Here is a 25109-nt window from a genome sequence, read left to right as displayed (position 1 = left end):
CTGGGAGAACATCGCGTGAGCGCAACGACCGAAGCCATCGAGATGGCACGCATCGCGGCAGTGGCTGCCGACGAGAAGCTGGCCTCCGATGTGGTGGTGCTCGATGTTTCCGAGCAGCTGGTCATCACCGACTGCTTCGTCATCGCCTCCGCCCCCAACGAGCGCCAGGTGAACGCGATCGTCGAGAACATCGAGGATCGGCTGCGTGAGGCAGGTCACAAGCCGGTGCGGCGCGAGGGCACCCGCGAAGGCCGTTGGGCACTGCTCGATTTCGTGGACGTCGTCATCCACGTCCAGCACAACGAGGAACGCAACTTCTACGCCCTCGACCGGCTGTGGAAGGACTGCCCGGCCGTGCCGGTGGAGGGTATCGGCCAGCACGGCCCGGCCGGCGCGAACGGTGCGGGCGCCCCCGAGGCTGCCGGTGCGGGCGCCGCAGAGACTGGGGAGTCCGAGCTGTGACGGATGCTCCCCGTGCCCCGCGGCGGCTGATACTGCTTCGCCACGGACAGACCGAGTACAACGCCGACAACCGCATGCAGGGCCAGCTCGACACCGAACTGTCGGAGCTGGGGCGGTCGCAGGCGCGCGCCGCCGCCACCGCGCTCGTCGGTCGCCGACCGATCTCCATCGTGTCCTCCGATCTGCGGCGGGCCTACGACACCGCCGTGGAGGTCGGCGACAACGCCGGACTGCCGGTGCAGATCGACGAACGCCTCCGTGAGACGCATCTCGGCGACTGGCAGGGGCTCACCCACCTCGACGTCGACGCGCGCGCACCCGGCGCCCGCGCCGCATGGCGCGGGGACGCGACGTGGGCACCGCCCGGCGGCGAGAGCCGCATCGACGTCGCCCGCCGCAGCAAGCCGGTGGTCGCGGAACTGGTCGAGAAGCACGAGGACTGGGCCGAGAAGCCGGTGGTCCTGGTTGCTCACGGCGGATTGATCGCCGCGCTGACCGCCGCTCTGCTGGATCTGCCCGTCGACCGCTGGCCGGTGCTGGGCGGGCTGGGCAACACCAGCTGGGTGCAGCTGAGTGCATACGGGAACCCCGATTCGCTCAGCTGGCGGCTCGACGTGTGGAACGCTTCCGCGAGTGTGGCCAGTGACGTCCTCTGAGATGGATGCCGGTTCCGGGGAACGCCCCGTCCTGCTCGTGCTCGCCGACTCGCTGTCGTACTACGGACCCAAGGGCGGTCTCCCGTCCGACCACCCCGATATCTGGCCCAATATCGTTGCCCGCCAACTCGGCTGGGATGTCGAGCTGGTGGCGCGGATCGGCTGGACCAGCCGCGACGTGTGGTGGGCGCTGACCCAGGACCCGCGGGTGTGGTCCGCGGTTCCCCGCGCCGGCGCCGTGGTGTTCGCCGTCGGCGGCATGGATTCGCTGCCGTCCCCGCTCCCGACGGCGTTGCGGGAGCAATTGCGCTACGTCCGCCCGCCTGCGCTGCGACGCGTCGTGCGGAGCGGCTACCAGTGGCTTCAGCCCCGGCTCGCCCCGCTGGGGTGGCCGGTGGCGTTGCCGCCGCGGCTGAGTGTCGAATACCTGGAGAGCTCACGGGCGGCGCTCGAGTACATGCGCCCCGAATTGCCGGTCATCGGAACCCTGCCGTCGGTGCACCGCAGCGAGGCCTACGGCAAGGTCCACGCGGGTCGTCCCGGTGCCGTCGCGGCCATCACCACGTGGTCGGAGGAGAAGAACGTGCCCCTCGTCGACCTCGCGGAGGCGGTGCGCGCCAACGTCTTCAGTGATCGGGGCAACCCGGACGGCATCCACTGGGGCTGGGACGGACACACCGAGGTGGCCGCGGCGATGCTGACCGCGATCCGCGCGGCGGCCGTCGTGCCGGACTCCGCCGAGGGCGCGGTTCCGGCCGACCCCGTATCGAGCGGAGCCGAGTAGTCCGATGCCCGTCGTCGTCGTCACCGATTCTTCGGCATCGATCCTGCCCGAACACCTCGAGCAGTACGGGATCCGGGTGGTCCCGCTCCACGTCCTCAGCGGCGGCCGGGACTACCGGGAGGGAATCGACGAGGTCCCCGAGGATCTCGCCGGCGTCACCACGTCGGGGGCATCGCCCAGCGAGCTGTCCGAGGCCTACGCCGAAGCGCTGGAACTGAGTGAGGGTGCAGGCGTTCTCGCGGTGCACATCTCGCGGCAGCTGTCCGGCACGTGGGAGGCGGGCCGTCAGGCGGCGCAGGAGTTCGACGGCCGCGTGCGGATCGTCGACTCCCAGTCCGCCGGAATGGGATTGGGGTACCCGGTCCTCGAGGCGGCGCGGGCCGCGAAAGACGGTGCGAACCTCGAGGCGGTGTATCGGCGGGCGGTCGACGTCGCGAGCCGCGGGCGCTGCCTGATCGTCGTCGACCGGCTCGACCAGCTGCGCCGCGGAGGGCGGATCGGCACCGCCGCCGCACTGCTCGGCACCGCACTGGCGATGAAGCCGGTGCTGCATCTCGTGGACGGCAGACTGGTGCTGAAGGAGAAGACGCGGACCTCGACCAAGGCCATGGCCAGGATGGTCGACGCCGCGGTGGAGCAGGCCGGTCTGGACAGAACGGCCGTCGCTGTGCATCACATGCACGCCCGGCAGCGCGCCGAGGCGGTGGCGCAGCAACTGAAGGACCGGATCCCGCAGGTCAGCGATCTCGTCGTCACCGATTTCAGCTCGGTGATCGGTGCCCACGTCGGGGCAGGCGCCATCGGCATCGTGCTGTGCCCGGAACCCGCACTGCAGGACGAAAACCACGATTCATCCACAACTTCGCGCTGATCCACAGGCCGATTCGAATGTCGGGTCGGCGCGGCGATCCTGGGGGCGCGGCACTCTAACGTCGCGTCCATGGGCATCAGGGAAGAACGTTCGAGGGGCCGGACCCGGCTCGCGTTCCTGACGTCGGGGGAACGCGACGTGCTGCCGCCCGACACTCCGGCGGCGCCGGACTGGCTGGCCGAGCCGGATGAGGCCGGCCTCGACGGCGACGAGACGTGGTCCGCCGCCCGGCGCCGAGTCGGCTTGTCGCTGCCCGACCGGTGGCGGGACGCACGATTCGACCCCGGGCGGTACGGGGCGATCGTGCTGATCGTGGTGGGAATAGTCGTCGCCACGGCCACCGTGCTGGCGGTGCGCAGCGATCGGCCGGCGACGCAGGCCGTTCCGTCACTGCCCGCAGCGGGTGTTCATTCCCTGAATCCGGCGCCGGAACCGACAACTCTTGCCGCCGCGGCGCCTGCACCCGCACCGGCGGAGGAGATCGTCGTGAGCGTGGTGGGGCTCGTGACCTCGGCAGGCCTCGTCCGGCTGCCACCGGGCGCCCGGGTTGCGGACGCGCTCGCCGCCGCCGGGGGAGTGCGCGCCGGTGGTGACACCCTCGGATTAAATCTGGCGCAACGACTTTCGGACGGCGATCAGGTGCTCGTGGGCGCCGCGACCACCCAGGCGCCACCGAGTGCGGTGGGCGGCACCTCCACGGGATCGCCGGGAACCGCGGGTGCGGGGACCCCTGCGGCCGGTGGACTGGTGAACCTCAACACGGCGACGGAGACGGAACTCGACGCGCTTCCCGGTGTCGGACCCGTCACGGCGGCTGCGATCGTGGCGTGGCGCACGACGAACGGCAAGTTCACCGACATCGCACAATTGGGGGAGGTGGACGGGATCGGGCCGGTGCGGCTGGAGAAGCTGCGCGCCCAGGTCACCCTCTGATGCCCGAGAGCGAGCCGCGGCTCCTCGACCTCCGGCTGCTCCCGTTCGCCGGGATCTGCTGGGCGGCAACGCTGATCGGCATCCTCGGAGGCTCCCGCGCGGCATGGATGCTCCTGGCGACCCTGTCCGGGACGGCCGTCCTTCTCGCCGCCGGCTGCGCGCTGCGGTCTCCGCGGCGATGGACGGCAGGAACGCTCGCGCTACTGCTGTTCGGATCGTGCTGCACTGCAGGGGTGGCCTGGCGGGTTCAGGCCGTGGAACAGCACCCGATGACCGAACTCGCCCGGAACGAGACGTGGGTGACGCTCGTCGTCACCCCGGTCGACGACCCCCGGGAGATCGCCGGCTTCGGACGGCACGTCCTCGTGAACGCGAACGTCGTCGAGATCCGCCGCGCCGGTGAGACGATCCACGCAGGCGGTGCGGTGGTCCTCCTTGCCCCGGCGGACGGATGGCTCGGGCTCCTGCCGGGGCAGGACGTGCTGCTGCGCGGGCAGCTGAGCCCACCGCGGCACCGGGACCTGAGTCTGGCGACGGTCCGGGTGTCCGGACCGCCGGCGGAGGTCGGTCCCGCGCCTGTGCACCAGCGGTGGGCCGGAGCCCTGCGCACCCGGTTCGCCGCGGCCGCCGCCGTCCTGCCCGCCGACGAGGCCGGACTGCTGCCGGGGCTGGTGGTGGGCGACACCTCGGCGCTGTCCCGGGAGGTGAAGGACGACTTCACCGCGACCGGACTGACACATCTCACGGCCGTGTCGGGGGCGAACGTCAGCATCCTGCTGGGTGCGGTGCTGCTCCTGGTCCGAGGGATGGGGCTTGGTCCGCGGGCAGGCGCGGCGCTGGCCGCCGCCGCACTGATTGCGTTCGTGGTGGTCGCGCGACCGTCACCCAGCGTGCTGCGTGCCGCCGCGATGGGCTCGGTCGCCCTGCTGGCGCTCGTCACGGGACGGCGGAAACAGGCGATGCCCGCGCTGGCGGCGGGCGTGATGGCCCTGTTGGTGTGGGCGCCGGAACTGGCGGTGAACTTCGGTTTCGTTCTCTCCGCGACGGCCACCGCCGGGTTGATCGTGATCGCGCCCGTGTGGGTCGACGCGCTCGTGGACCGCGGGTGGCCGCGGGCGGTGGCGGAAGCGGTGGGGGTGTCCGTCGCCGCGTTCGCCGTGACGGCGCCGACCGTGGCCGCGATGGCAGGCACCGTGAGCCTGGTGTCGATCTGCGCGAACATCCTGGTGGCACCCGTGATCGGAGTGATCACCGTGACGGGCGCGATCACCGCGCTGATCGCCGGCATCAGCGTGCCCGTTGCGGAAGTGGTGGTGCGCCTGACCCAGTGGCCGCTGTGGTGGCTGGTGACCGTGGCCGAGCGGGGCGCGCGGATCCCCGGTGCTTCCGTTCCGGTGCCCTCGGGGCCCGCCGGTGCGGTCCTCGTCCTCGGTGCCGTGCTGGCGATAGGTGCGGCGCTGCGCAGCCCCGGAACCCGGCTGGTACTGGTGGGAATCGCGATCGGGGTGCTGGTGCTGTGGGCGCCGGTCTGGCCGCCGTGGCTGGGTCGCCTTGTGTGAATGCGCCCGAATCCGGGAAACCGTCGCAGAACGCGAGGGAAGGGACGACGACATGCAGGTGGGGTTCAAGCTGATGGCAGAGACGTTCGATCCGCGGGAGATCGTGCGGCAGGCGGTGGAGGCCGAGCGGGCCGGCTTCGACTTCGTCGAGGTGAGCGATCACTACCACCCCTGGCTCTACAGTCACGGTCACTCGGGATTCGTGTGGTCGATGCTCGCTGCCGCCGCGGCGCGGACCGAGCGGATCGGTCTCGCCACCGGTGTCACCTGCCCGTTCGTTCGGTACCACCCCGCGATCGTCGCGCAGGCCGCGGCCACGACCGCCGTCCTCAGCGACGGCCGGTTCACCCTGGGCCTCGGCTCGGGGGAACGGCTGAACGAACATGTCGTCGGCGGTGGCTGGCCGTCGGTGACCGTCCGGCACCAGATGCTGCGTGAGGCGATCGACATCATCCGCCTGCTGTGGTCGGGCGGCTACCACTCCTACGAGGGCAAGCACCTCACTCTCGACGACGCACGCGTCTTCGATCTCCCCGATGTGCCCCCGGCGATCGCGGTCGCGGCGGGCGGCGCGCAGGCCGCCGACATCGCCGCGGAACTCGGTGACGGACTCTTCGCGACCGAACCCGACCCGGATCTGGTGCAGGCCTACACCGCGGCCGGTGGGTCGGGCCCGAAATACGGGGAAGTGCCCCTCGCGTGGGCGCCCGACGAGGAATCCGCAGTCGAGTCGGCGCACCGATTGTTCCGGTTCGGGTTGACCGGATGGAAGGTTCAGGCGGAACTGCCGAATCCGATCAACTTCGAGGCCGCGTCGTCGTCGGTCCGCACCGAGGACGTCCGGGATGCGATGGCGTGCGGGCCGGACGTCCGGCGGCACCTCGAGGTGGCGGGCCCGTTCGTCGATGCCGGGTTCGATCGTCTGGCGCTGATCAACGCGGGACCGGACGTGGACGGGTTCTTCGCGTTCTTCGCCGACGAGCTGAGCGAGCCGCTGCGGGCGCTGACGCCGGCATGACACCCGTTGCAGTGCAGCCACTTTCGTGACCAGCTTCCGTTGAAGGATGGGTGAGAGGGCGGCCGGCGGCGCGCTCTCCGGACCGGGGAGGGGCGATTTCTGTATCGTTTCGAATTCGATTCCCGATGTGCGTATGAGACACCCGAACACCGACTATCATCCGGTGGCAGATGTCGAGGGCGAACGGTCTTGGAACACACCCGCGTTGGAGGGCGAGATGTCGGAATCGGAGCGGACGGATCTCGACGTGGACGACGAACTCGACGCCGGACAGGTGTGGAGAGCGCAGCGGGTCGTCGCTGCTCAGTCACTCGACGCCGAAGACTGCCGCATGTTGCTGTCCATGCTCGGTATCGCGGGTAACCCCGATTCGCCGGGGCCGGACTGACAGCGGTCAGGTCAACTTCCGGTGATGGTGCGCGATGATTTCCTGTGCCACCGTCGCCAGTTTGATGTTCATCTCCTGTGAGGTGGTGCGGAGAATCTCCATCGCCTGGGTCTCGGGAATGTTGTGGAACGCCATCAGCAGCCCCACTGCCTTGCCGATTTCCCGGTTGCTCACGAGGCCGGCCCGCAGCGTCTCGGCCTCGAGGTGCTCGTGCACCGCCGCCAGTGCCACCGCCGCGAACGACGCGAGCATGATGCCCTGCTCGACCGACTTGGTGTTCAGGGCTCCCGGCGTGTCGGAGAACAGATCGAGCGCGCCGACCTTGCGTCCCAGGATGACGAGGCGGAAGCCGGCCGCCCCGCGCACCGGTGTCTCGGCCAGCACCCGCCGCGAGAGCCGCGGCCATTGCGACGACGTGGACAGGTCCGTGTCGAACTGGGGGGTGTCGCTGACGATCGCGTCGACGCACGGACCCTCGTTCTCGATGCGCTCGAACTCGTCGACGCGGGCGGCGACGTCGTCGCTGGCCGCCACCGTCACATAGCCGGACCCCTGCCGGAGCATCAGGCTCGCGTGCTGACAGCCCTCGACGAGCAATGGCGCGGCATCGCAGATGGCTTGGTGGACCTGCCCGAAATCCTGGCCCGCGTAGAGAAGGTCGGCGAGTGTCGCGAACGTCACGGCAGACTTGCCGACAGCCTGCGAGCGCGTCGTATCGGGCACTGTGTCTCGCATCGGTTCCTCCAGCGTGCGGGCATGGGCCCGCTCACTGATTCAGTCTGCCAGAGCGGGCGGTCGTCGCCGCTCCGAGCCGGAAGAATTCACGAACGGACTCCGGGTGCGGCCGGCCCGGGTGAAGATGGCCTCATGGTTTCGCACACCGAGAACCCACTCGTGTCCGTCGACCAGGGCATGCTGCGAGGCGTCCACGCGGGCGGCGTTCTGTCGTGGAAGGGCATCCCCTACGCCGCGCCGCCGATCGGCGAGTGGCGGCTTCGCGCGCCGCGCGCGCCCGAACCTTTCGACGGGGTGCGCGACTGCTCCAGGTTCGGTCCGATCGCACCGCAGAACGAGCACGGGCCGCTGCCCATCGACCCCGGTCTGACCATCGACGAGGACTGCCTCACCCTGAACGTCTTCGCGCCGGCGGCGGATGCGGGGCAACCACGGCCGGTGATGGTGTGGATCCACGGCGGGGCCTATTACCTGGGTTCGTCCGGGCAGCGCATGTTCGATCCGGCTCGGCTGGTCGAGCGCGGCGGCGTCGTGATCGTGACGTTCAACTATCGGCTCGGTGCGCTGGGGTTCCTGGACTTCTCCGCGTTCTCGACCGGCGAGCACCCGTTCGACACGAACCTCGGCCTGCGCGATCAGATCGCGGCCCTGACCTGGGTCCGGGACAATATCGCGGCGTTCGGCGGCGACCCGGCCGAAGTCACCCTGTTCGGGGAGTCCGCCGGCGGCGGCTCGGTCACCACGCTGATGACGTCGCCGCAGGCGGAGGGGCTGTTCCATCGCGCGATCGCCGAGAGTTCGCCTGCGACGTCCGTGTACGGCAGTGCGCGAGCCGAGAGCATCGCCGAGTCGTTCCTCGAACTGCTCGACATCGCGCCCGCCGACGCGGGCCGTCTCCGCGACCTGCCCGTCGACGTACTGACGAAGGCGTGCATCGAACTCGTTCAGCAGGTACCCGCACGGGTCCCCGGCACCCTGGCGGTTGCCCCGACCGTCGACGGGGACGTGGTCCCGCACTACCCGGTGGCGGCGTTCCGCAAAGGCCTCGCGCATCGAATTCCGATGCTGATCGGGACGAACAAGGACGAGGCGTCGATGTTCCGGCTGATGAAATCGCCCCTGATGCCGATCACCCCGGACGCCGTCCATCAGATGTTCGTGGCGATTGCCGCCGACCATCCGGACCTTCCCGCCGACGAGGAGCAGGAGGTGGCCGCCGCGTATGCCGACTACCCGAAGAAACGCTCGGCGATGGAGATCTCGCGGGACGCCGCGTTCCGGATGCCGACGCTGTGGATCGCGGAGGCACACAGCCGGGGCGCGCCCACCTGGCTGTACCGCTTCGACTACGCCACGCCCTTCCTGCGCGCCGCACGGATCGGTGCCACTCACGGCACCGAGGTGCCCTACGTCTTCGGCAACTTCGGCGTCGTCCCGCACGACCTCACGTTCAAGCTCGGTGGGCATCGCACCGCCGGTCACGTGTCGGAGCGGATCCAGCGCCGGTGGCTGTCGTTCGCTACCGGGGGCACCCCCGACGGGACCGATGCGGAGGTCGACTGGCCGCGGTACGACGAGGCGGACCGCACGACGCTGCTGATCGGCCGCTCCGACGCGGTCGTCGACGATCCGGACCGGGAACTCCGCCGGGCGTGGGGTGAGGAAGTCATCGGCTTCACCTGAGCGGCGGCGCCCGGTTTCGGCTCTGCGGAACTCGGGGATACCTGCTGAATGAGCGCTGCAGCAACGGGTTCGGATCGCGACCTCAGTGTGGGGGTCGAGGAGGAGTTCTTCCTCGTCGACGAGTCCGGTCACCTCGCCTCCGGCGGACCCGACGTGGTCGCGGAGGCCGGCCACGACATTCACGGGCTCCAGCGTGAGCTTGCCCGGTGCCAGATCGAGACGGCGACGGGCGTGTGCCACACCGGGGAGGAACTGCACGAGGAGTTGCGCAGCCTGCGACGCCGGCTGGTGAAGGCCGCCGCGGGCCGCGACCTGCTGCTGGTGCCCAGCGGAACCTCCCTGATCGCCGAGGGATTGCCCCCGGCGATCACCCCGAGCCCGCGGTACGAGGAGATGGCCCGCCACTTCGGGTCGATCGTGGACACGGTGACCACGTGCGGCTGTCACGTGCACGTGAGCATCCCGAGCCGCGACGTGGGTGTGCTGGTGAGCAACCAGGTGCGCAGCTGGCTCCCGGTGCTCCTCGCGCTCGCCGCGAACTCGCCGTTCCACAGCGGACACGACACCGGATACCACAGCTGGCGGCACATCATGTGGTCGCGGTGGCCGTCGGCGGGACCGCCGCCGCACTTCGATTCCGCGGACGAGTACGAGTCGTCGGTCGGGGCCATGATCGGGACCGGCGCCGCCATGGACCGGGGAATGATCTACTGGCACGTCCGGCTCTCCGACAAGCAGCCGACCATCGAGGTCCGGATCGCGGACGTCGCCATGACCGCGGCGCACGCGGCGCTCTACGCGGTGGTGGTGAAGGGTCTCGTCGGGTGGGCGCTGCGCTCGATCAGGGACGGCCACTCCGTGCCGTGGCTGCGGGTCGAGTTGCTGCGGGCGCAGTTGTGGCGTGCGGCCCGGGACGGACTCGACGGGGAATGCACGAGCCCGGCGACCGATCGGTCCCTGCCGATCCGCAGGCACCTGGAGTTGCTGAACGAGTGCGTGGCCCCGGGACTCGGCGCGAGCGACCGGGCCTTCCTCGAATCGGGCCTCGACACCGTGTTGCGGGACGGCACGGGCGCCGAGCGGCAACGGGCCGAGTTCGCGCGCGTCGGCACCCTGGCGGCGGTCGTCGATCTGCTGACCCGCGAAGTGATCAGCTGAGCGGTGGTGGCGGGGTCAGCTCGGTGAGACCTGCCGCGGTGGTGGAGCCGAGATAGCCGGGGTGCAGGAGCCCGGTGGATCCGGGTCCCGCGAGCAGCGCGCCTGCGCTGGAATCCGGTCCGGTGCGCAGCGGACCGGGGTCGTCGATCAGCGCCTCCACGGTCGCGGGGTCGGCAAGGCTGAGATCGATGCGCTGCCTCTCGGGCTGATACACGGCGAGGACGACCGGTTCGGGATAGTGGGCCGCGGTCCGGCGCATCACCTGGAATGCGGGATCGGTGCCCAATGCGAGCACGGTGACATTCGCGAACGACGCGAGGCGGTCGGTGACCGCGCGGCCGGAGTCGCTGCGCCACGTGCGCCCGTACAGGCTGAGCGCATCGGACAGGTGGCGCTGGTCGGTGTCGGCTCGCGGGCTGCCGCCCGCCGGGTCGAGGAGCGACCGCCACTGGTGTTCGTAGACGCCGCACGCGGTCTCGAAGTCGTCGTCTGCGCCGTTCGCCGTGCCCACTCCGGGGACCGGCTCGAGGGCGGATCGGCCACCGGCGAACACGGCTTCGGCGTGCCCCGAGACCGAGCAGCGGGCCACCAGTTGCACCGACCACCGCAGAAGCAGCCCGTCGCGGCAGGTGTAGCGGAAACTCAGTTCGTACCGTTGCCCTGCCGCGCGGTCGTCGTCGAGGTCGATCGTGTGCGCGAAGTCCTTGCGGGTGACGCCGTCCACCTCGGATTCCGCGGTCATATCATCGAGTGTCCACCGCCGACGCCCTCGCCGCGCGGGGATCGCCGGTGTTCGGCGTGGCCGGCCCGGTTCCGGGGTGTCGGCGGACGTGTCCGCCCCACGTGGCACGATCTTCGCGTGAGCACTCCAACTCAGCTCGAACAGCTCCATCTGGTCCTCGGTGACGAGGAATTCCTCGTCGAACGCGCGGTCGCACACGTCGTCGGCCAGGTCCGCGCGAGCGCGAACGTGGCCGCTGGCGCGGACCTTCCCGTCAACCGATTGCGGGCGGGCGACGCCGGGGCGGCCGAACTCGCCGAACTGCTCAGCCCCTCCCTGTTCGCCGAAGACCGCGTGGTGGTGCTCGAGGCCGCCGCCGAGGCAGGCAAGGATGCGGTGGCACTGGTCCTCGACGCCGCGGGCGATCCCCCTCCGGGCGTCGTCCTGATCGTCCTGCACTCGGGCGGTGGACGTGCGAAAGCCATGACCGGGGCGCTGGAGAAGCTCGGTGCCGTGGTGCACCCGTGCGCCAAACTGAAGTCCGGCGAGCTCATCGGATTCATCCGCGGCGAGTTCCGCACCCTCGGGGTCCGGGTGTCGCCGGACGTGGTGCAGAGCGTGTTCGAGGGAGTCGGCTCGAATCTGCGCGAACTGGCCGCCGCGTGCTCGCAGCTCACGGCCGACACCGGCGGGAAGATCGACGTCGCCGCCGTGCAGCGGTACTACTCGGGCAAGGCCGAGGTGAGCGGATTCGACGTCGCCGACAAGGCCGTCGCCGGCGACAGCGCGGGCGCGATCGAGGCGCTGCGCTGGGCGATGCTGCGGGGCGTGCCCCACGTGCTGCTCGCGGATGCACTGGCCGATGCGGTGCACTCGATCGCCCGGGTCGCCCCGGCCGGGCGGGGCGACCCGTTCCGGATGGCGTCGGAACTGGGCATGCCGCCCTGGAAGATCAAGAAGGCGCAGGCCCTCGCAAAGGGGTGGACACCGACGTCGGTGGGGGAGGCGCTGCGCATCGTCGCCGCGCTGAACGCCGACGTCAAGGGCGCGGCCGCCGACGCGGACTACGCCGTCGAGAGTGCTGTGGGACGCGTCTCCCGGCTACGCCAGATCTGACGTCGCCACAAGAACTACGGAGACACGACAACAGCCGCTCGGTCCGAGAACCGAGCGGCTGTTGGAGAGCCTACGACGGAAGAACCGTCAGATCTTGTTGACAGCCTGCGCGAGAGCAGACTTCTTGTTGGCAGCCTGGTTGGCGTGAATGACGCCCTTGCTGGCTGCCTTGTCGAGCTTGCGGCTGGTGGCGACGAGGAGCTCGTTGGCCTTGTCCTTGTCACCGGCCGCCGCAGCCTCGCGGAACGAGCGGATCGCCGTGCGCAGCGAGGACTTCACCGACTGGTTACGGAGTCGGGCCGCCTCGTTGGTACGGATCCGCTTCACCTGGGACTTGATGTTGGCCACGCGTAAAATCCTGTCGTCTTAAGCTGGTTACGGTCGAGAAAGCTCTGGGCGCACACATATGCACCGACAGGCGAGATTACCAGTGATCGGTGTCCGATCTCAAACCGGCGCCGGACGCGCCGACAAATCCTGCGGCTGTGCTGCTGAACGGGGGTACATGTAGCAGCATGTCTGGGATGACGCCCCCAGCATCGAAGTCGTCAACAATAACGAAGACGTCGGCAACCTCGAAAGCCCCCGGCCGAAAATCGGGGGGCAGCACACAGCCGGGTGCGAAGGCTTCGGGAACCCCGCCGCGGACCCGGGTGACCGCCCGGCCACGCAAGCCCGCGGAACCCGCCCACGTGTTCGACGGGTACACCGACATCGGGCGCTACGGGCTGGCGTTCGACGAGATGTTCGACCGCGACGGCACCGTCCGCCCGGCTTACAAAGGGGTCTTCAAGGCGCTCGAGCCCGCGGACCGGGCCGACCTCGCCGCCCGATCCGACGCACTGGGCAGGGCGTTCATCGACCAGGGCGTGACGTTCTCGCTGTCCGGTCAGGAACGGCCGTTCCCCCTCGACCTGGTGCCCCGCGTCATCGCGGCGGCGGAGTGGACGCGTCTCGAGAAGGGCATCAAGCAGCGGGTGCAGGCGCTCGAGATGTTCCTCGACGACGTGTACGGGGAACAGCGCATCCTGCGCGACCACGTGCTGCCGAAGCGGCTGGTCACCTCGTGCGAGCACTTCCACCGGGAAGCCTCCGGGATCGTCCCGCCGAACGGGGTGCGGATCCACGTCGCCGGAATCGACCTCGTCCGCGACGAGAACGGGGTCTTCCGCGTGCTCGAGGACAACCTGCGTTCGCCGTCGGGAGTGTCGTACGTCATGGAGAACCGCCGCACGATGGCGCGGGTGTTCCCCGACCTGTTCATGTCGCATCGCGTGCGGTCCGTCGGGGACTACGCCTCGCACCTGCTGCGGGCGCTGCGCGCGTCCGCCGCTCTCAACGAGGCCGACCCGACCGTCGTCGTCCTGACCCCGGGTGTCGCGAACTCCGCGTACTTCGAGCATTCGCTGCTCGCCCGGCAGATGGGTGTCGAACTCGTCGAGGGCCGCGACCTGTTCTGCCGCGACAACATGGTCTACATGCGCACGACCGAGGGTGAGCGCCAGGTCGACGTCATCTACCGGCGCATCGACGACGACTACCTCGACCCCATGCACTTCCGGCCGGACTCGGTGCTCGGGGTGGCGGGCGTGCTGAACGCGGCCCGGGCGGGCAACGTCGTCATCTCGAGTGCCGTCGGGAACGGAGTGGGTGACGACAAACTCGTCTACACCTACGTCCCGCAGATCATCGACTACTACCTCGGGGAGAAACCGCTGCTCGCGAACGTCGACACGTTCCGCTGCTGGCTCGACGAGGAATGCGAGGAGGTGCTGGACCGGGTCGACGAACTGGTGATCAAGCCGGTGGAGGGTTCCGGTGGCTACGGCATCGTCTTCGGCCCCGACGCGTCACCGAAGGAGCTGAACACGATCACCAGGAAGATCAAGGCGGACCCCCGCGGGTGGATCGCGCAGCCCGTCGTCCAGCTGTCCACGGTGCCGACCAAGGTCGGGGACGAACTGGTTCCCCGGCACGTCGACCTGCGTCCCTTCGCCGTGAACGACGGCGACGACGTCTGGGTGCTGCCGGGCGGCCTGACCCGCGTGGCTCTGCCCGAGGGGTCTCTCGTCGTGAATTCCAGCCAGGGTGGCGGCAGCAAGGACACGTGGGTGCTCGCGAGCAGGAGCTCCGACGAGGAGCGGGAACTCGCGGGTGAGGAGCTGGTGGCCGAACCGGCGCAGTCCGCCGAGGCCGAACAGGGGCCCGAACTCAGCACGACCCAACTGCAGCAACAACAACAGCAACAGCAGCAACAGGGCCGGGGAGGTGATCGCTGATGCTGGCCAGGAACGCCGAATCGCTGTACTGGATCGGCAGGTACGTCGAGCGGGCCGACGACATGGCCCGCATTCTCGACGTCGCCGTCCACCAGCTCCTCGACGACGCGTCGGTGGACCCGGACCGCACGTCCCGGTTGCTGCTGCGGGTGCTCGGCATCGAAGCACCCGACACCGAACTCGACGTCCGGTCGGTGACCGAACTGGTGGCGTTCAGCCGCAACCAGGTGGGCTCGATCATCGACTCCCTCGCCAGCGCCCGCGAGAATGCGCGCGGAGCCCGCGAGGTCACGTCCAGCGAGATGTGGGAGTGCCTCAACACCACGTACAACGGCCTCGCCGAACGGGAGCGGGCGTCCAAGCGTCTCGGCCCGCACGAGTTCTTCCGCTACGTGGAGGAACGCGCGGCGATGTTCGCGGGACTGGCAGACTCGACCATGAGCCGCGACGACGGGTACCGCTTCCTGCTGCTCGGCCGCTCGATCGAACGCGTCGACATGCTCGCGCGGATGTTGCTGTCCCGTGCCGGCGACCGCCCGTCCTCGCCCGCGTGGGTGACGGTGCTGCGCTCCGCGGGAGCCCACGACACGTACCTGCGTACGTACCGCGGCGCTCTTGACGCCAACCGGGTGGTCGAGTTCATCCTGCTGGACCGGCTGTTCCCGCGGTCGGTGTTCCACGCCATCCGGCAGGCGGAGCTGTGCCTCGCCGAACTCGACCACCAGCCGGACAGCCGCGTCGGACACCGGGCCGAGGCGCAGCGCCTCCTCGGCAGGGCGCGGAGCGAACTCGAGTTCCTGCCGCCCGGCGTGCTCCTCGAGGACCTCCAGGATCGGCTCGCGGGACTGCAGGAAACCTGCCGTGAACTCGGAGAAGCCATCGCGCTGCAGTATTTTCACGCCGCGCCGTGGGTGGCGTGGACCGATGCACGGGCCGTCGGCGGCGAATCCGTCGTGGAGGGAGAGCTGTGAGCTGGCGAATGAGAGTAGTGCACACCACCGGGTATGCCTACGACGCACCGGTCACGTCCTCGTACAACGAGGCGCGACTCACCCCCCGCGGTGACAGCAGGCAGACGGTGATCCTGAACCGGGTGGAGACGACGCCGGCGACGCGGTCGTACCGCTACACCGACTACTGGGGCACCGCCGTCACCGCGTTCGATCTCCATGCGCCGCACAAGGAACTCGAGGTCACCGGACTGTCCGTCGTCGAGACCGAACCGTTCTGGGAGCCGGAGGAGAAGGCGGACTGGGACGAACTGGCGAGCCCGCCGCTCACCGACCGGTTCAACGAACAGCTGAGCAACACCACGTTCGTGCCGCGCAGCCGCAAGCTCGACACCATCGCGCGGGACCTGCGCAAGGGACGCACCCCCCACGAAGCCGTTGTCGCGGCGGCGGACTGGGTGCACCGGGAGATGGACTACGTCCCGGGGACGACCGGCGTCCACACGTCCGCGGTCGACGCCTGGGCCGAACGGCAGGGCGTGTGCCAGGACTACGCGCACCTCACGCTGGTTCTGTTGCGCAGCATGGGAATTCCGAGTCGCTACGTGTCCGGCTATCTGCACCCGAAACCCGATGCGGCGGTGGACGAGACGGTGGCGGGGGAGAGTCACGCATGGGTCGAGGCGTGGACCGGGGCGTGGTGGGGATACGACCCGACCAACGCCGTGGCCGTGAACGAACAGCACGTGTCGGTGGGCATCGGACGGGACTATGCGGACGTTCCGCCGCTCAAGGGCATCTTCTCCGGTGGCCGGGCAACAGATCTCGAAGTCGTCGTGGAGATCACACGCCTGGCGTAAAGTGCCACCCAGATCTATCCGTGGAAAGCAGGACTAACGATCCATTTCGACGAAGGTGGGTTCAATGTCTCCAACCGCACAGGAATACGTAGAAGTCGAACCGATCTCGGATCTCAAGAAATACGCAGCAGAGGCGGTCGGTACGTTCCTACTGGTCTTCGCGGCGGTGGGCACGGCGGTCTTCGCCGGGGCGAAGGTCGGGAACCTCGGTGTGGCACTGGCATTCGGACTGACCCTGCTCTTCCTCGTCTACGCCATCGGTCCCATCTCGGGCTGTCACGTCAACCCTGCCGTCACGGTGGGGCACCTCGCGCTCGGCCGGTTGTCCGTCGCGAAGGCGGGCTTGTACATCGTTGCCCAGGTCATCGGTGGTCTCGTCGCCGGTGTGGTGGTCTACACGATCGCGCAGAGCCTGCCGTCGTACAACCGGGCGGACGACGGTCTCGGCGCCAACGGCTGGGGCGCACACAGCCCGTCCGCCATCAAGGGCCCGCTCGGCGGGGTCATCGAGAACGGTTACGGCATCGGCGCCGCGATGATCGTCGAGATCCTCCTCACCGCGCTGCTCGTGTTCGTGGTCCTCGCGTCCACCGACCAGATCTCCGACGTCCCCCTCGCCGGGGTGTCGATCGGATTCACGCTCGCCGTGATCCACCTCGTATCGATCCCGATCGACAACACGTCCGTCAACCCGGCCCGCAGCCTCGCCGTCGCGCCCTACCAGAACGGCGCGCTCGCGCAGGTGTGGTTGTTCATCGTGTTCCCGCTGATCGGCGGCGCGGTGGGCGCGCTGGTCTACCGGTCGCTATTCGGTCGATACGACCGCCTGCAGAGCTGAGCACCGACCGACCCGGGGCGGGTGCCCGGGACCTGCGGGCCGCAATTCTCACGTGCGCGGTCCTCGCGCTCACCGGAACGGTCCCCGCGACCGCGACCGCCGAGGACGCACCGCGGCCGGGACCGACGTATGTCGCCCTCGGCGACTCCCGCGCGTCCGGGCCGCTCATCGAATTCTCGGAGCACCGCGACCTGTGCCTGCGATCACCGGACCTGAACTATCCGGCGAAGCTGGCGCGGCTGATCGGCGCCGCCACGTTCACCGACGTCACGTGCTCCGCCGCCACACCCGCCCACGTGATCAGCACCGCGCAGTTCGTGGGGACGCACTTCGCCCCGCCGCAGATCGATGCCCTGCGCGCGGACACCGACGTCGTGACGCTCAGCATCGGCGGCGGCGGTTCCAACCACCTGCCCGTGTCGGTGCGCTGCGGCGCCCTCGTCCCCGGCGCGGACGCCGGGTGCCGCGACAACCCGCGGGCGGAACAGCTCACGGTCGAGGGGATCGCGAAGATGGCGCCGCAGGTCGACGCGGTGGTGGCCGCGATCGTGGCGAAGGCCCCGCACGCCGAGGTCTATCTGATCGGGCACGGCGGTTCCGTCGGCCGACGCGGCTGCTGGCCGAATCTGCCCGTGTCCGACGCGGACGCGGTCTGGCTCAACCGGTACTTCGAACGGTTCAACCAGATCTACGTCGACGCCGCCGCCAGGTACGGAGTGCACTACATCGACATCGCGAAGGCCGCCGTGGACGGCGGGCACGACGCGTGCGCGCCGACGGGGCAGCGGTGGTTCGAGGGGATGCTGCCGCAATCACCCGCCGAACCGGCACATCCCAACGCTCTCGCGATGACCGCGATCGCGGAGATGGTCGCCGAAGATCTGGGCCGGTGACCGCGTCACTGCCAGCTGAAGTCCGTGCGCAGACGCTGCGCGACGATCTCGAACTTGTCCCGGTCCATGACGGCGCCCTCGCGGCGGATCCCCGCCTCCGGCACGTCCAGCACCCGGTCCAGCCGGATCCAGCTCGCACGGCCCTCCGCGTCCCACGACCCCGAGCCGACCGCGATCCAGTCCCGGTCCCCGTCGTGCTTGCTCTGCGAGGACAGCATCAACCCCAGCAGGGTGTCGCCGTCGCGCCCGACGACGAGCACGGGCCGGTCCTTGCCCTGGCTCGCGTCCTCCTCGTACGTCACCCACGTCCACACGATCTCGCCCGGATCCGCACGCCCGTCCAGGTCGGGGGAGTACTCCACCTTCCGTGCCCGATGGGCGGTCGGGGCGGAGTCTGCGGTGACCGGACGGCCCGGCGCCGGCTTCGGCGCGGCGGCCGTCGACCCGGTCAGGACACCGGCCGCGCGGTCCAGCGCGCCGGACTTCTGCAGCTGCGCCAGAAGCTGCGGTCCCTTGTCCCGTGCAAGTCGGCCCAACGTCTTCCCGATGCTGCTCCACGTGCTCGCCATGGCCGCCGAGCTTAGTGCGTGTATGCCGCAGCAGCCGCAACGCGGTGGCTTGGATATCCTGACAGGTGACAGTGGCCCGGAACCGGGCCGGTGCCGGTCCAGGTAAGGGGTCCCCCATCAGCAGCTTCGCCGACAAGACGTTCACGGATCCTGCCCGGATCCGGAATTTCTGCATCATCGCGCACATCGATCACGGCAAGTCGACGCTGGCCGACCGCATGCTCCAGCTCACCGGTGTGGTCGAGGAGCGGCAGATGCGTGCCCAGTACCTCGACCGCATGGACATCGAGCGCGAGCGCGGCATCACGATCAAGGCGCAGAACGTCCGGCTCCCGTGGAAGGTGGGCGACGAGGAGTACGTCATCCACCTCATCGACACCCCCGGGCACGTCGACTTCACGTACGAGGTCTCCCGTGCACTCGAGGCCTGCGAGGGCGCGATCCTGCTGGTGGATGCCGCGCAGGGCATCGAGGCGCAGACTCTCGCCAACCTGTACCTGGCGATGGAGAAGGACCTCACCATCATCCCGGTGCTCAACAAGATCGACCTGCCTGCCGCCGATCCCGACCGGTACGCCGAGGAGATCGCGCACATCACCGGATGTGAACCGGGTGACGTGCTGCGCGTGTCCGGCAAGACCGGCATGGGCGTGAAGGAACTGCTCGACGAGGTGGTGCGGCAGATCCCCGCCCCCGTCGGCGACCCCGACGGTCCGGCGCGCGCCATGATTTTCGACTCCGTGTACGACGCGTACCGCGGCGTCGTCACGTACGTCCGCGTCGTCGACGGCCGGATCTCGCCGCGCGAGAAGATCACCATGATGTCGACAGGCACCACCCACGATCTGATCGAGGTCGGCATCATCTCGCCCGAACCGAAGGCCAGCATCGGTCTCGGCGTCGGCGAGGTGGGTTACCTCATCACCGGCGTGAAGGACGTCCGGCAGTCGCGTGTCGGCGACACGGTCACCGCCGCCCGCGGCGGTGCGACGGAACCCCTCGTCGGTTACCGCGACCCCAAGCCGATGGTCTACTCCGGCCTCTACCCGCTCGACGGCTCGGACTACCCGGTGCTGCGCGACGCCCTCGACAAGTTGCGTCTCAACGACGCCGCCCTGGCCTACGAGCCGGAGACGTCGGTGGCGCTCGGGTTCGGGTTCCGGTGCGGCTTCCTCGGACTGCTGCACATGGAGATCACCCGCGACCGCCTCGAGCGCGAGTTCGGGCTCGAGCTGATCTCGACGTCGCCGAACGTGGTGTACCGGGTGGTGATGGAGGACGGCGCCGAGCACGTCGTCACCAACCCGTCGTACTGGCCGGAGGGCAAGATCCGCGAGGTCTACGAGCCGATGGTGAAGTGCACGGTGATCGCGCCGAGCGAATTCATCGGCGCGATCATGGAGCTGTGCCAGAACCGGCGCGGGGAACTCGGCGGCATGGACTACCTGTCCGAGACCCGGGTCGAGCTGCGCTACGAGATGCCCATGGGCGAGATCATGTTCGACTTCTTCGACGCCCTGAAGTCGCGCACCAAGGGGTACGCCAGCCTCGACTACGAGGAGGCCGGCGAACAGCAGGCCGACCTGGTGAAGGTCGACATCCTGCTGCAGGGTGAGGCCGTCGACGCGTTCTCGTCGATCGTGCACCGTTCCGCGGCAGGCGCGTACGGCGGGCGGATGACGTCGAAGCTGCGGGAACTGATTCCCCGCCAGCAGTTCGAGGTGCCGATCCAGGCGGCGATCGGCTCGAAGATCATCTCGCGTGAGAACATCCGCGCCATCCGCAAGGACGTGCTGGCCAAGTGCTACGGCGGCGACATCAGTCGTAAGCGCAAGCTGCTCGAGAAGCAGAAGGAAGGCAAGAAGCGGATGAAGACCATCGGCCGGGTCGAGGTTCCGCAGGAGGCCTTCGTGGCGGCGTTGTCGTCCGAGTCGGTCGGGGACAAGCCGAAGAAGTAGGCACCGCGACCTCCGTTGTTTCTCCTCCGTCGAGTCTGATCGAAAGTAGGTGCGGCACGTGGCCCTCGAAACCTGGTTGACCCGGACACTGGGAATCGAGGTGCCGATCTTCGGCGCCCCGATGGGTGGACGGGCCGGCGGGACTCTCGTCGGCGAGGTGTCGAAGGCGGGCGGGCTCGGCCTGCTCGGCGCGGCCCGCTACGCCACCCCGGAGTGGGTGGCGAAGGAGACGGCGGTCGCGCGGAGCATCGGCGGCGACGCCTTCGGGATCGGGTTGATGACGTGGGCGCTCGACGACGACGACGCTCTGCTCGACGCCGCGCTGGCGGAGAACCCGCGGGTCGTGTCGCTGTCGTTCGGTGATCCCGCCCCCTACGTGGAGCGGGTGCACGCCACCGGGGCGCTCGTGATGTCGCAGGTGAACACGGTCGACGATCTGCGGGTCGTGGAGGCGGCGGGCGTCGACTTCGTCATCGCGCAGGGCGCCGAGGCGGGCGGCCACACCGGCCGGATCGGGACGTTGCCGCTGCTGCAGGAGATCCTGGACGCCACCGCGCTGCCCGTGCTCGCGGCCGGCGGCATCGCGACCGGCCGCGGTCTCGCCGCCGTTCTCGCTGCAGGCGCGGAAGGCGCGATGATCGGGACCGCGTTGCTGGCCAGCCCCGAAACCATCGGACCGGAGTACGCCCGCGGCAGGCTGATCGCGGCGGGCAGCGCCGACACCGTGTACACGTCGGTGTTCGACCAGGCGCGCAGCCAGCCGTGGCCGGCCCGGTGGGGTGGGCGGGCCCTGAGCAACGAGTTCACGTCCCGCTGGCACGGCGCACACGCCCCCGACACCGAACTCGCCGCCGCCTACGACCCCGCGAATCCCGACCTCGGTGTCGTGTACGCCGGGGAGGCGGCTGGTCTCGTCACGTCGGAGCGGCCGGCCGGTGTCGTGGTGCGGCAGATCGCGGCCGACGCGGAGCGGTTGCTACACCGTTTCGCGGAGTAACCGCAGTCGCAGGTCCTCGGCCTGATCACACCGCGTAGTGGGCAGGGTGGAAGCCGCTCGCCGCGGCCTCCTCGGCGCGGATGACGTGAACGACCGCGTTGATCAACGCCAGATGGGTGAACGCCTGCGGGAAATTGCCCAGGTGCCGTCCCGACCCGGGATCGATCTCCTCCGCGTACAACTCGAGGGGGCTGGCGAACCCGAGGAGCCGCTCGCACAGGCGCTTCGCGCGGTCGAGCTCACCGATCTCCACGAGCGCCGACACGAGCCAGAACGAACAGATCGTGAACGTGCCCTCCTTGCCCGTCAGCCCGTCGTCCGTGGTCTCCACCCGGTAGCGCAGCACCAGCCCGCCCTCGGTCAGCTCGTCCGCGATGGCGAGCACGGTCGCGCGGATACGCGGGTCGTCGGCGGGCAGGAACCGCAGGAGCGGAGCGAGGAGGAGTGAGGCGTCGAGTTCGTCGCTGCCGTACCGCTGGGTGAGGACTCCGCGTGCGTCGACGCCGTGCTCGAGAATGTCGGCCTTGATCTCGTCGGCGAGTTCGGCCCACTGGTCCGCGTAACTCGTCTCGCCCTGCTGCTCGGCGAGTTTCGCGCCCCGGTCGAGCGCCACCCAGCACATGATCTTCGACGACGTGAAGTGCTGTGGTTCGCCGCGCACCTCCCAGATGCCGCGGTCGGGGAGCTGCCAGTGCTCGATCGCCTCCTCGACCTGACGTTTGAGCATCGGCCACAGCGTTTCCGGCACCCGCTCGCGCGATCGCACGTGCAGGTACACGGAATCGAGAATCGTTCCCCAGATGTCGTGCTGATCCTGGTCGTACGCGCCGTTTCCGACCCGGACCGGACGCGCGCCGTCGTAGCCGGACAGATGCGGCAGCTCCTCCTCGACGAGGGTCCGCTCGCCGCCGACGCCGTACATCACCTGCAGCGGCCGGTACTTGCCGTCGTCGGCACTGGACACGTCGTAGAGGAACGCGAAGAAATCGTCGGCCTCCCGGTCGAGTCCGAGGCTGTACAGACCCCACAGCGCGAACGTCGAATCGCGGACCCACGCGTAGCGGTAGTCCCAGTTCCGTTCACCCCCGGGGGTTTCCGGAAACGAAGTGGTCGACGCGGCGAGCAGCGCGCCGGTGGGGGCGTACGTCAACCCCTTCAGGGCCAGGGCGCTGCGCTGCAGGTAGCCACGCCACTTGTGGTCGGGGAAGCGGCCGGTCGTGATCCATTCCCGCCAGAACTTCGCTGTCTGCCACATCTTCTCGGCAGCCTCGTCGTACGTCTGCGGCGCAGGCAGGTGCGACCAGGACAGTGCCACGAACACGTTGTCGTCCTCGACCATCCGGGTCCGGGCGCGGGCCTCGCGCCCTTCCAGTCCGAGCTTCATGTTGCTGGTCAGCCGGAGAGTCGGATGGTCGCCCGGACCGCTCGACGTGCAGGTGGCGGTGGCTTCCTCGTAGACCTTGCCGGTGTACTCCCACACTGCGTCGCCGCGGTGGTAGTCGAACGCGGGCTCGCAGCTCATCTCGAGGTCCACGGTGCCGTTCACGCATTTGACGGTCCGCAGCAGGATGTGTTCGGCATCCCAGTCCGTGGGGGTGCGGCGGCGGGAGCGGGACCGCTGCTCCACGTTGTGCCACGGGCCGAGCACGAGTGCGTCGCGGACGATGAGCCACCCTGTCGGGGTCTGCCACGTCGTCTCGACGATCAGTCCCCCGGGCAGGTAGCGGCGGGCGGCGGGCACGTTCTGCCCGTACGGTGCGATCCGGAAGTGGCCGGCGCTGCGGTCGAGGACGGCGCCGAAGACGCTGGGGGAGTCGGGCCGGGGGATACACATCCACTCGACCGCGCCGTTCCGTGCGATCAGGCACGTGTTCTCGCAGTCCGACAGGAATGCGTAATCGTCGATCGGCGGAAACGCGCGACGGTGACGATGCGCGGCGGAGCGGGGCTGGTCGTCCGAGTGCGCATCGAGAGACACCATCTGCTTATCATCGGCTGTCGTCGTCGCGGCGTCCACCTGTGCGCCGACTCGGTGCCGGCGAACGATAGGGTGGCACCGTGGACCGGATGGCGAGTTGGTGGGACGGCTTCGAGCTGTGGATCGCCGGACTCCCGTTCGTTCCGCAGGTCGCTCTCGTGCTGCTGGTCATGGTGCCGGTGTGCGGGGGACTGGCGTGGCTGCTCGATCGTGGGCTGGCCGCAGTCTTCGTTCTGCTCAGGCGGGACGTCTCGAAGGTGGAGGAACACTGATGCCGCGCTCACGCGTCACACTCGCGCTGCTCGCGCTGATCGTCCTCGTCGTCGTCGCCTGGCTGCTCACCCGGTAAATCCTGTTCGATGTGGGAGGTTGGTTCAGCCTCTGCTACATTTCACGGCGTGTCTGAAGCCGCTGTACACCAGGTCCGCCATGAATTGGCGTTGATCGCTGTCGGCATGCTTGCAGTCGCCGACATCGACTGTTGTTGATTCTTCCTCGCACACAGCCATGCGCCCGGGTGGCACCGCGCACGCTCGACCCCCTCGCGGTGCTGATTTTCGTCCGCATTCCCGATTCCGCCCGGGCGATCCCTGCGTTCTTCCCCTCTGCACCACCTCTCTCCTTGTTTCGCACCACCACTCTGTGTCAGATCCCCAGGAAGGTTTCTCCCATGAAACGCCGTTCTCGCAGTCTTCTCACGGCCCTCGTGACGCTCGGAGCTGTTGCGCTGACCGCGTGCAGCGGCGGCGCCAGCGACACGGCCGGCGGCGACTCCGCCGGTGCCGACGGCAGCGCGGGCACCATCAACCTGTACGCGTACGCCGTGCCGAAGCCGGGCTACGACAAGCTGATCCCCGCGTTCAACGCCACCGACGAGGGCAAGGGCGTGGCCTTCCAGCCGTCCTACGGCGCCTCCGGTGACCAGTCCCGCAAGGTCAAGGACGGCGCCGAGGCCGACTTCGTCAACTTCTCCGTCGAGCCCGACATCACCCGCCTCGTCGACGCCGGCCTGGTGGACAAGAGCTGGAACCAGGACGCCTACAACGGGATTCCGTTCGGTTCGGTCGTCACCATCGTCACGCGCGAGGGCAACCCGAAGAACATCCGCGACTGGGACGACCTGCTGCGTCCCGACGTCGAGGTCGTGACCCCCAACCCGTTCAGCTCCGGATCCGCGAAGTGGAACCTGCTCGCGCCGTACGCCGCGAAGAGCAACGGCGGCCAGGACCCGGCCGCCGGTCTCGACTACATCACCGCGCTGGTGAACGACCACGTGAAGATTCAGCCGAAGTCGGGCCGCGAGGCGTCGGAGGCATTCCTGCAGGGCACCGGCGACGTGCTGCTCAGCTACGAGAACGAGGCGCTGTTCATCGAGGGCAACGGTGATCCCGTCGAGCACGTGACCCCGCCGACGACGTTCAAGATCGAGAACCCGGTCGCGGTGCTGTCGAACAGCAAGAGCCTGGAGAAGGCCAACGCGTTCAAGGACTTCCTGTACACCACCGAGGGCCAGAAGCTGTGGGCCGAGGCCGGATTCCGTCCGGTCGATCCCGCGGTCGCCACGGAGTTCGCCGACAAGTTCCCGGCGCCGGCCAAGCTGTGGACCATCGCCGATCTCGGCGGCTGGGCCAAGGTCGACTCCGAGGTGTTCGCCAAGGACACCGGGTCCATCGCAGTGATCTACGACAACGCAACCAAGTAAG

Annotated in this window: 26 protein-coding genes; 21 read left to right on the top strand and 5 right to left on the bottom strand. The window is 69.1% G+C overall.

The window, feature by feature from the left end:
* Window positions 1–15: 15 nt before the first annotated feature.
* From rsfS to MLGJGCBP_RS50840, 8 genes are all read left to right on the top strand, one after another.
* Window positions 16–462, top strand: a complete 447-nt coding sequence (gene rsfS, locus MLGJGCBP_RS38685; RefSeq protein ID WP_087559520.1) for a ribosome silencing factor — start codon at window positions 16–18, stop codon at window positions 460–462.
* The gene (locus tag MLGJGCBP_RS38680) at window positions 459–1118 is read left to right on the top strand and encodes a histidine phosphatase family protein (protein ID WP_124391222.1); all 660 of its coding nucleotides are present in this window, start codon (window positions 459–461) and stop codon (window positions 1116–1118) included. Before rsfS ends, MLGJGCBP_RS38680 begins: the two co-directional genes overlap by 4 nt.
* Window positions 1105–1902, top strand: a complete 798-nt coding sequence (gene octT / locus MLGJGCBP_RS38675) for a diglucosylglycerate octanoyltransferase (RefSeq protein WP_160102513.1) — start codon at window positions 1105–1107, stop codon at window positions 1900–1902. The genes MLGJGCBP_RS38680 and octT overlap by 14 nt, the downstream gene beginning before the upstream one ends.
* A 4-nt stretch (window positions 1903–1906) precedes the next feature.
* On the top strand, window positions 1907–2773 hold the full coding sequence (locus MLGJGCBP_RS38670; RefSeq protein WP_160102511.1) for a DegV family protein: 867 nt from the start codon (window positions 1907–1909) through the stop codon (window positions 2771–2773).
* 69 nt (window positions 2774–2842) lie between these two features.
* Window positions 2843–3706: a ComEA family DNA-binding protein gene (locus MLGJGCBP_RS38665; RefSeq protein ID WP_160102509.1), complete on the top strand. Its 864-nt coding sequence runs from the start codon at window positions 2843–2845 to the stop codon at window positions 3704–3706.
* Entirely contained in the window at window positions 3706–5265 is a 1560-nt protein-coding gene (locus MLGJGCBP_RS38660; protein ID WP_160102507.1) for a ComEC/Rec2 family competence protein, read from the top strand. The genes MLGJGCBP_RS38665 and MLGJGCBP_RS38660 overlap by 1 nt, the downstream gene beginning before the upstream one ends.
* 52 nt (window positions 5266–5317) lie before the next feature.
* On the top strand, window positions 5318–6283 hold the full coding sequence (locus tag MLGJGCBP_RS38655; protein WP_160102505.1) for a TIGR03557 family F420-dependent LLM class oxidoreductase: 966 nt from the start codon (window positions 5318–5320) through the stop codon (window positions 6281–6283).
* A 217-nt stretch (window positions 6284–6500) separates the two neighbouring features.
* Window positions 6501–6671, top strand: a complete 171-nt coding sequence (locus MLGJGCBP_RS50840) for a hypothetical protein (RefSeq protein ID WP_179220305.1) — start codon at window positions 6501–6503, stop codon at window positions 6669–6671.
* A 6-nt stretch (window positions 6672–6677) separates the two neighbouring features.
* Here the strand turns inward: MLGJGCBP_RS50840 and MLGJGCBP_RS38650 are convergent, their stop codons facing one another.
* Window positions 6678–7406, bottom strand: coding sequence for an ANTAR domain-containing protein (locus tag MLGJGCBP_RS38650; protein ID WP_160102503.1), 729 nt, complete (start codon window positions 7404–7406; stop codon window positions 6678–6680).
* A gap of 132 nt (window positions 7407–7538) precedes the next feature.
* Here MLGJGCBP_RS38650 and MLGJGCBP_RS38645 point away from each other — a divergent pair, with 132 nt between their 5' ends.
* Complete coding sequence (locus tag MLGJGCBP_RS38645; RefSeq protein WP_160102501.1) at window positions 7539–9089, top strand: carboxylesterase/lipase family protein; 1551 nt, start codon at window positions 7539–7541, stop codon at window positions 9087–9089.
* 48 nt (window positions 9090–9137) lie between these two features.
* The gene (locus tag MLGJGCBP_RS38640; RefSeq protein ID WP_160102499.1) at window positions 9138–10247 is read left to right on the top strand and encodes a carboxylate-amine ligase; all 1110 of its coding nucleotides are present in this window, start codon (window positions 9138–9140) and stop codon (window positions 10245–10247) included.
* On the opposite strand, the gene MLGJGCBP_RS38635 is transcribed toward MLGJGCBP_RS38640, so the two are convergent.
* Complete coding sequence (locus MLGJGCBP_RS38635; RefSeq protein WP_160102497.1) at window positions 10240–10989, bottom strand: hypothetical protein; 750 nt, start codon at window positions 10987–10989, stop codon at window positions 10240–10242. The two genes, MLGJGCBP_RS38640 and MLGJGCBP_RS38635, sit on opposite strands and share 8 nt — an antisense overlap.
* Before the next feature lie 117 nt (window positions 10990–11106).
* On the opposite strand from MLGJGCBP_RS38635, the gene holA reads away from it, so the two are divergent.
* Window positions 11107–12084 (top strand): DNA polymerase III subunit delta, encoded by a 978-nt coding sequence (gene holA / locus MLGJGCBP_RS38630; protein ID WP_160102495.1) that lies wholly within the window; start codon window positions 11107–11109, stop codon window positions 12082–12084.
* Between the two features lie 87 nt (window positions 12085–12171).
* On the opposite strand, the gene rpsT is transcribed toward holA, so the two are convergent.
* Complete coding sequence (rpsT, locus tag MLGJGCBP_RS38625; RefSeq protein WP_012688238.1) at window positions 12172–12432, bottom strand: 30S ribosomal protein S20; 261 nt, start codon at window positions 12430–12432, stop codon at window positions 12172–12174.
* 305 nt (window positions 12433–12737) lie between these two features.
* Between rpsT and MLGJGCBP_RS38620 the strand changes: the two genes are divergently transcribed.
* From MLGJGCBP_RS38620 to MLGJGCBP_RS38600, 5 genes are all read left to right on the top strand, one after another.
* Window positions 12738–14363: a circularly permuted type 2 ATP-grasp protein gene (locus MLGJGCBP_RS38620; RefSeq protein WP_160102493.1), complete on the top strand. Its 1626-nt coding sequence runs from the start codon at window positions 12738–12740 to the stop codon at window positions 14361–14363.
* Window positions 14363–15334: an alpha-E domain-containing protein gene (locus tag MLGJGCBP_RS38615; protein WP_087559533.1), complete on the top strand. Its 972-nt coding sequence runs from the start codon at window positions 14363–14365 to the stop codon at window positions 15332–15334. The genes MLGJGCBP_RS38620 and MLGJGCBP_RS38615 overlap by 1 nt, the downstream gene beginning before the upstream one ends.
* Window positions 15335–15342: 8 nt before the next feature.
* Window positions 15343–16173 carry a transglutaminase family protein gene (locus MLGJGCBP_RS38610; RefSeq protein ID WP_087559534.1) on the top strand — a complete coding sequence of 277 codons (831 nt, stop codon included), beginning with the start codon at window positions 15343–15345 and terminating at the stop codon, window positions 16171–16173.
* Between the two features lie 64 nt (window positions 16174–16237).
* Window positions 16238–17011: an aquaporin gene (locus tag MLGJGCBP_RS38605; protein ID WP_087559535.1), complete on the top strand. Its 774-nt coding sequence runs from the start codon at window positions 16238–16240 to the stop codon at window positions 17009–17011.
* Window positions 16918–17904 carry an SGNH/GDSL hydrolase family protein gene (locus MLGJGCBP_RS38600; protein ID WP_236581614.1) on the top strand — a complete coding sequence of 329 codons (987 nt, stop codon included), beginning with the start codon at window positions 16918–16920 and terminating at the stop codon, window positions 17902–17904. Before MLGJGCBP_RS38605 ends, MLGJGCBP_RS38600 begins: the two co-directional genes overlap by 94 nt.
* A gap of 5 nt (window positions 17905–17909) precedes the next feature.
* On the opposite strand, the gene MLGJGCBP_RS38595 is transcribed toward MLGJGCBP_RS38600, so the two are convergent.
* Entirely contained in the window at window positions 17910–18473 is a 564-nt protein-coding gene (locus MLGJGCBP_RS38595; RefSeq protein WP_087559536.1) for a type II toxin-antitoxin system PemK/MazF family toxin, read from the bottom strand.
* Between the two features lie 65 nt (window positions 18474–18538).
* Here MLGJGCBP_RS38595 and lepA point away from each other — a divergent pair, with 65 nt between their 5' ends.
* Window positions 18539–20431 (top strand): translation elongation factor 4, encoded by a 1893-nt coding sequence (gene lepA / locus MLGJGCBP_RS38590; RefSeq protein WP_160102491.1) that lies wholly within the window; start codon window positions 18539–18541, stop codon window positions 20429–20431.
* Window positions 20432–20489: 58 nt separating this feature from the next.
* The gene (locus tag MLGJGCBP_RS38585; protein ID WP_160102489.1) at window positions 20490–21428 is read left to right on the top strand and encodes an NAD(P)H-dependent flavin oxidoreductase; all 939 of its coding nucleotides are present in this window, start codon (window positions 20490–20492) and stop codon (window positions 21426–21428) included.
* A 25-nt stretch (window positions 21429–21453) separates the two neighbouring features.
* Here MLGJGCBP_RS38585 and MLGJGCBP_RS38580 read toward each other — a convergent pair whose 3' ends face one another.
* Window positions 21454–23409 (bottom strand): glycoside hydrolase family 15 protein, encoded by a 1956-nt coding sequence (locus MLGJGCBP_RS38580; protein WP_160102487.1) that lies wholly within the window; start codon window positions 23407–23409, stop codon window positions 21454–21456.
* A gap of 77 nt (window positions 23410–23486) precedes the next feature.
* On the opposite strand from MLGJGCBP_RS38580, the gene MLGJGCBP_RS38575 reads away from it, so the two are divergent.
* The 3 genes from MLGJGCBP_RS38575 to MLGJGCBP_RS38570 all read left to right on the top strand — a co-directional run bounded on the left by MLGJGCBP_RS38575 (window position 23487) and on the right by MLGJGCBP_RS38570 (window position 25108).
* Entirely contained in the window at window positions 23487–23678 is a 192-nt protein-coding gene (locus MLGJGCBP_RS38575; RefSeq protein WP_179220306.1) for a hypothetical protein, read from the top strand.
* Between the two features lie 87 nt (window positions 23679–23765).
* Window positions 23766–23894, top strand: a complete 129-nt coding sequence (locus tag MLGJGCBP_RS54475) for an Ms4533A family Cys-rich leader peptide (RefSeq protein WP_373414344.1) — start codon at window positions 23766–23768, stop codon at window positions 23892–23894.
* Between the two features lie 182 nt (window positions 23895–24076).
* Window positions 24077–25108, top strand: a complete 1032-nt coding sequence (locus MLGJGCBP_RS38570; protein WP_087559538.1) for a sulfate ABC transporter substrate-binding protein — start codon at window positions 24077–24079, stop codon at window positions 25106–25108.
* Window position 25109 lies beyond the last annotated feature (1 nt).

This window comes from Rhodococcus sp. T7, assembly GCF_009872365.1.
In the GTDB taxonomy this organism is placed as follows: Bacteria; Actinomycetota; Actinomycetes; order Mycobacteriales; family Mycobacteriaceae; genus Rhodococcus_F.
This window is presented reverse-complemented; position numbering and strand designations above follow the sequence as displayed.

Excerpts from the sequence above, each read along its gene's own strand:
- MLGJGCBP_RS38670 (WP_160102511.1), top strand. The coding sequence starts at position 1,907 with ATGCCCGTCGTCGTCGTCACCGATTCTTCGGCATCGATCCTGCCCGAA.
- MLGJGCBP_RS38665 (WP_160102509.1), top strand. The coding sequence starts at position 2,843 with ATGGGCATCAGGGAAGAACGTTCGAGGGGCCGGACCCGGCTCGCGTTC.
- MLGJGCBP_RS38660 (WP_160102507.1), top strand. The coding sequence starts at position 3,706 with ATGCCCGAGAGCGAGCCGCGGCTCCTCGACCTCCGGCTGCTCCCGTTC.
- MLGJGCBP_RS38655 (WP_160102505.1), top strand. The coding sequence starts at position 5,318 with ATGCAGGTGGGGTTCAAGCTGATGGCAGAGACGTTCGATCCGCGGGAG.
- MLGJGCBP_RS50840 (WP_179220305.1), top strand. The coding sequence starts at position 6,501 with ATGTCGGAATCGGAGCGGACGGATCTCGACGTGGACGACGAACTCGAC.
- MLGJGCBP_RS38650 (WP_160102503.1), bottom strand. The coding sequence starts at position 7,406 with ATGCGAGACACAGTGCCCGATACGACGCGCTCGCAGGCTGTCGGCAAG.
- MLGJGCBP_RS38645 (WP_160102501.1), top strand. The coding sequence starts at position 7,539 with ATGGTTTCGCACACCGAGAACCCACTCGTGTCCGTCGACCAGGGCATG.
- MLGJGCBP_RS38640 (WP_160102499.1), top strand. The coding sequence starts at position 9,138 with ATGAGCGCTGCAGCAACGGGTTCGGATCGCGACCTCAGTGTGGGGGTC.
- MLGJGCBP_RS38635 (WP_160102497.1), bottom strand. The coding sequence starts at position 10,989 with ATGACCGCGGAATCCGAGGTGGACGGCGTCACCCGCAAGGACTTCGCG.
- MLGJGCBP_RS38615 (WP_087559533.1), top strand. The coding sequence starts at position 14,363 with ATGCTGGCCAGGAACGCCGAATCGCTGTACTGGATCGGCAGGTACGTC.
- MLGJGCBP_RS38610 (WP_087559534.1), top strand. The coding sequence starts at position 15,343 with ATGAGAGTAGTGCACACCACCGGGTATGCCTACGACGCACCGGTCACG.
- MLGJGCBP_RS38605 (WP_087559535.1), top strand. The coding sequence starts at position 16,238 with ATGTCTCCAACCGCACAGGAATACGTAGAAGTCGAACCGATCTCGGAT.
- MLGJGCBP_RS38595 (WP_087559536.1), bottom strand. The coding sequence starts at position 18,473 with ATGGCGAGCACGTGGAGCAGCATCGGGAAGACGTTGGGCCGACTTGCA.
- MLGJGCBP_RS38580 (WP_160102487.1), bottom strand. The coding sequence starts at position 23,409 with ATGGTGTCTCTCGATGCGCACTCGGACGACCAGCCCCGCTCCGCCGCG.
- MLGJGCBP_RS54475 (WP_373414344.1), top strand. The coding sequence starts at position 23,766 with ATGTGGGAGGTTGGTTCAGCCTCTGCTACATTTCACGGCGTGTCTGAA.
- MLGJGCBP_RS38570 (WP_087559538.1), top strand. The coding sequence starts at position 24,077 with ATGAAACGCCGTTCTCGCAGTCTTCTCACGGCCCTCGTGACGCTCGGA.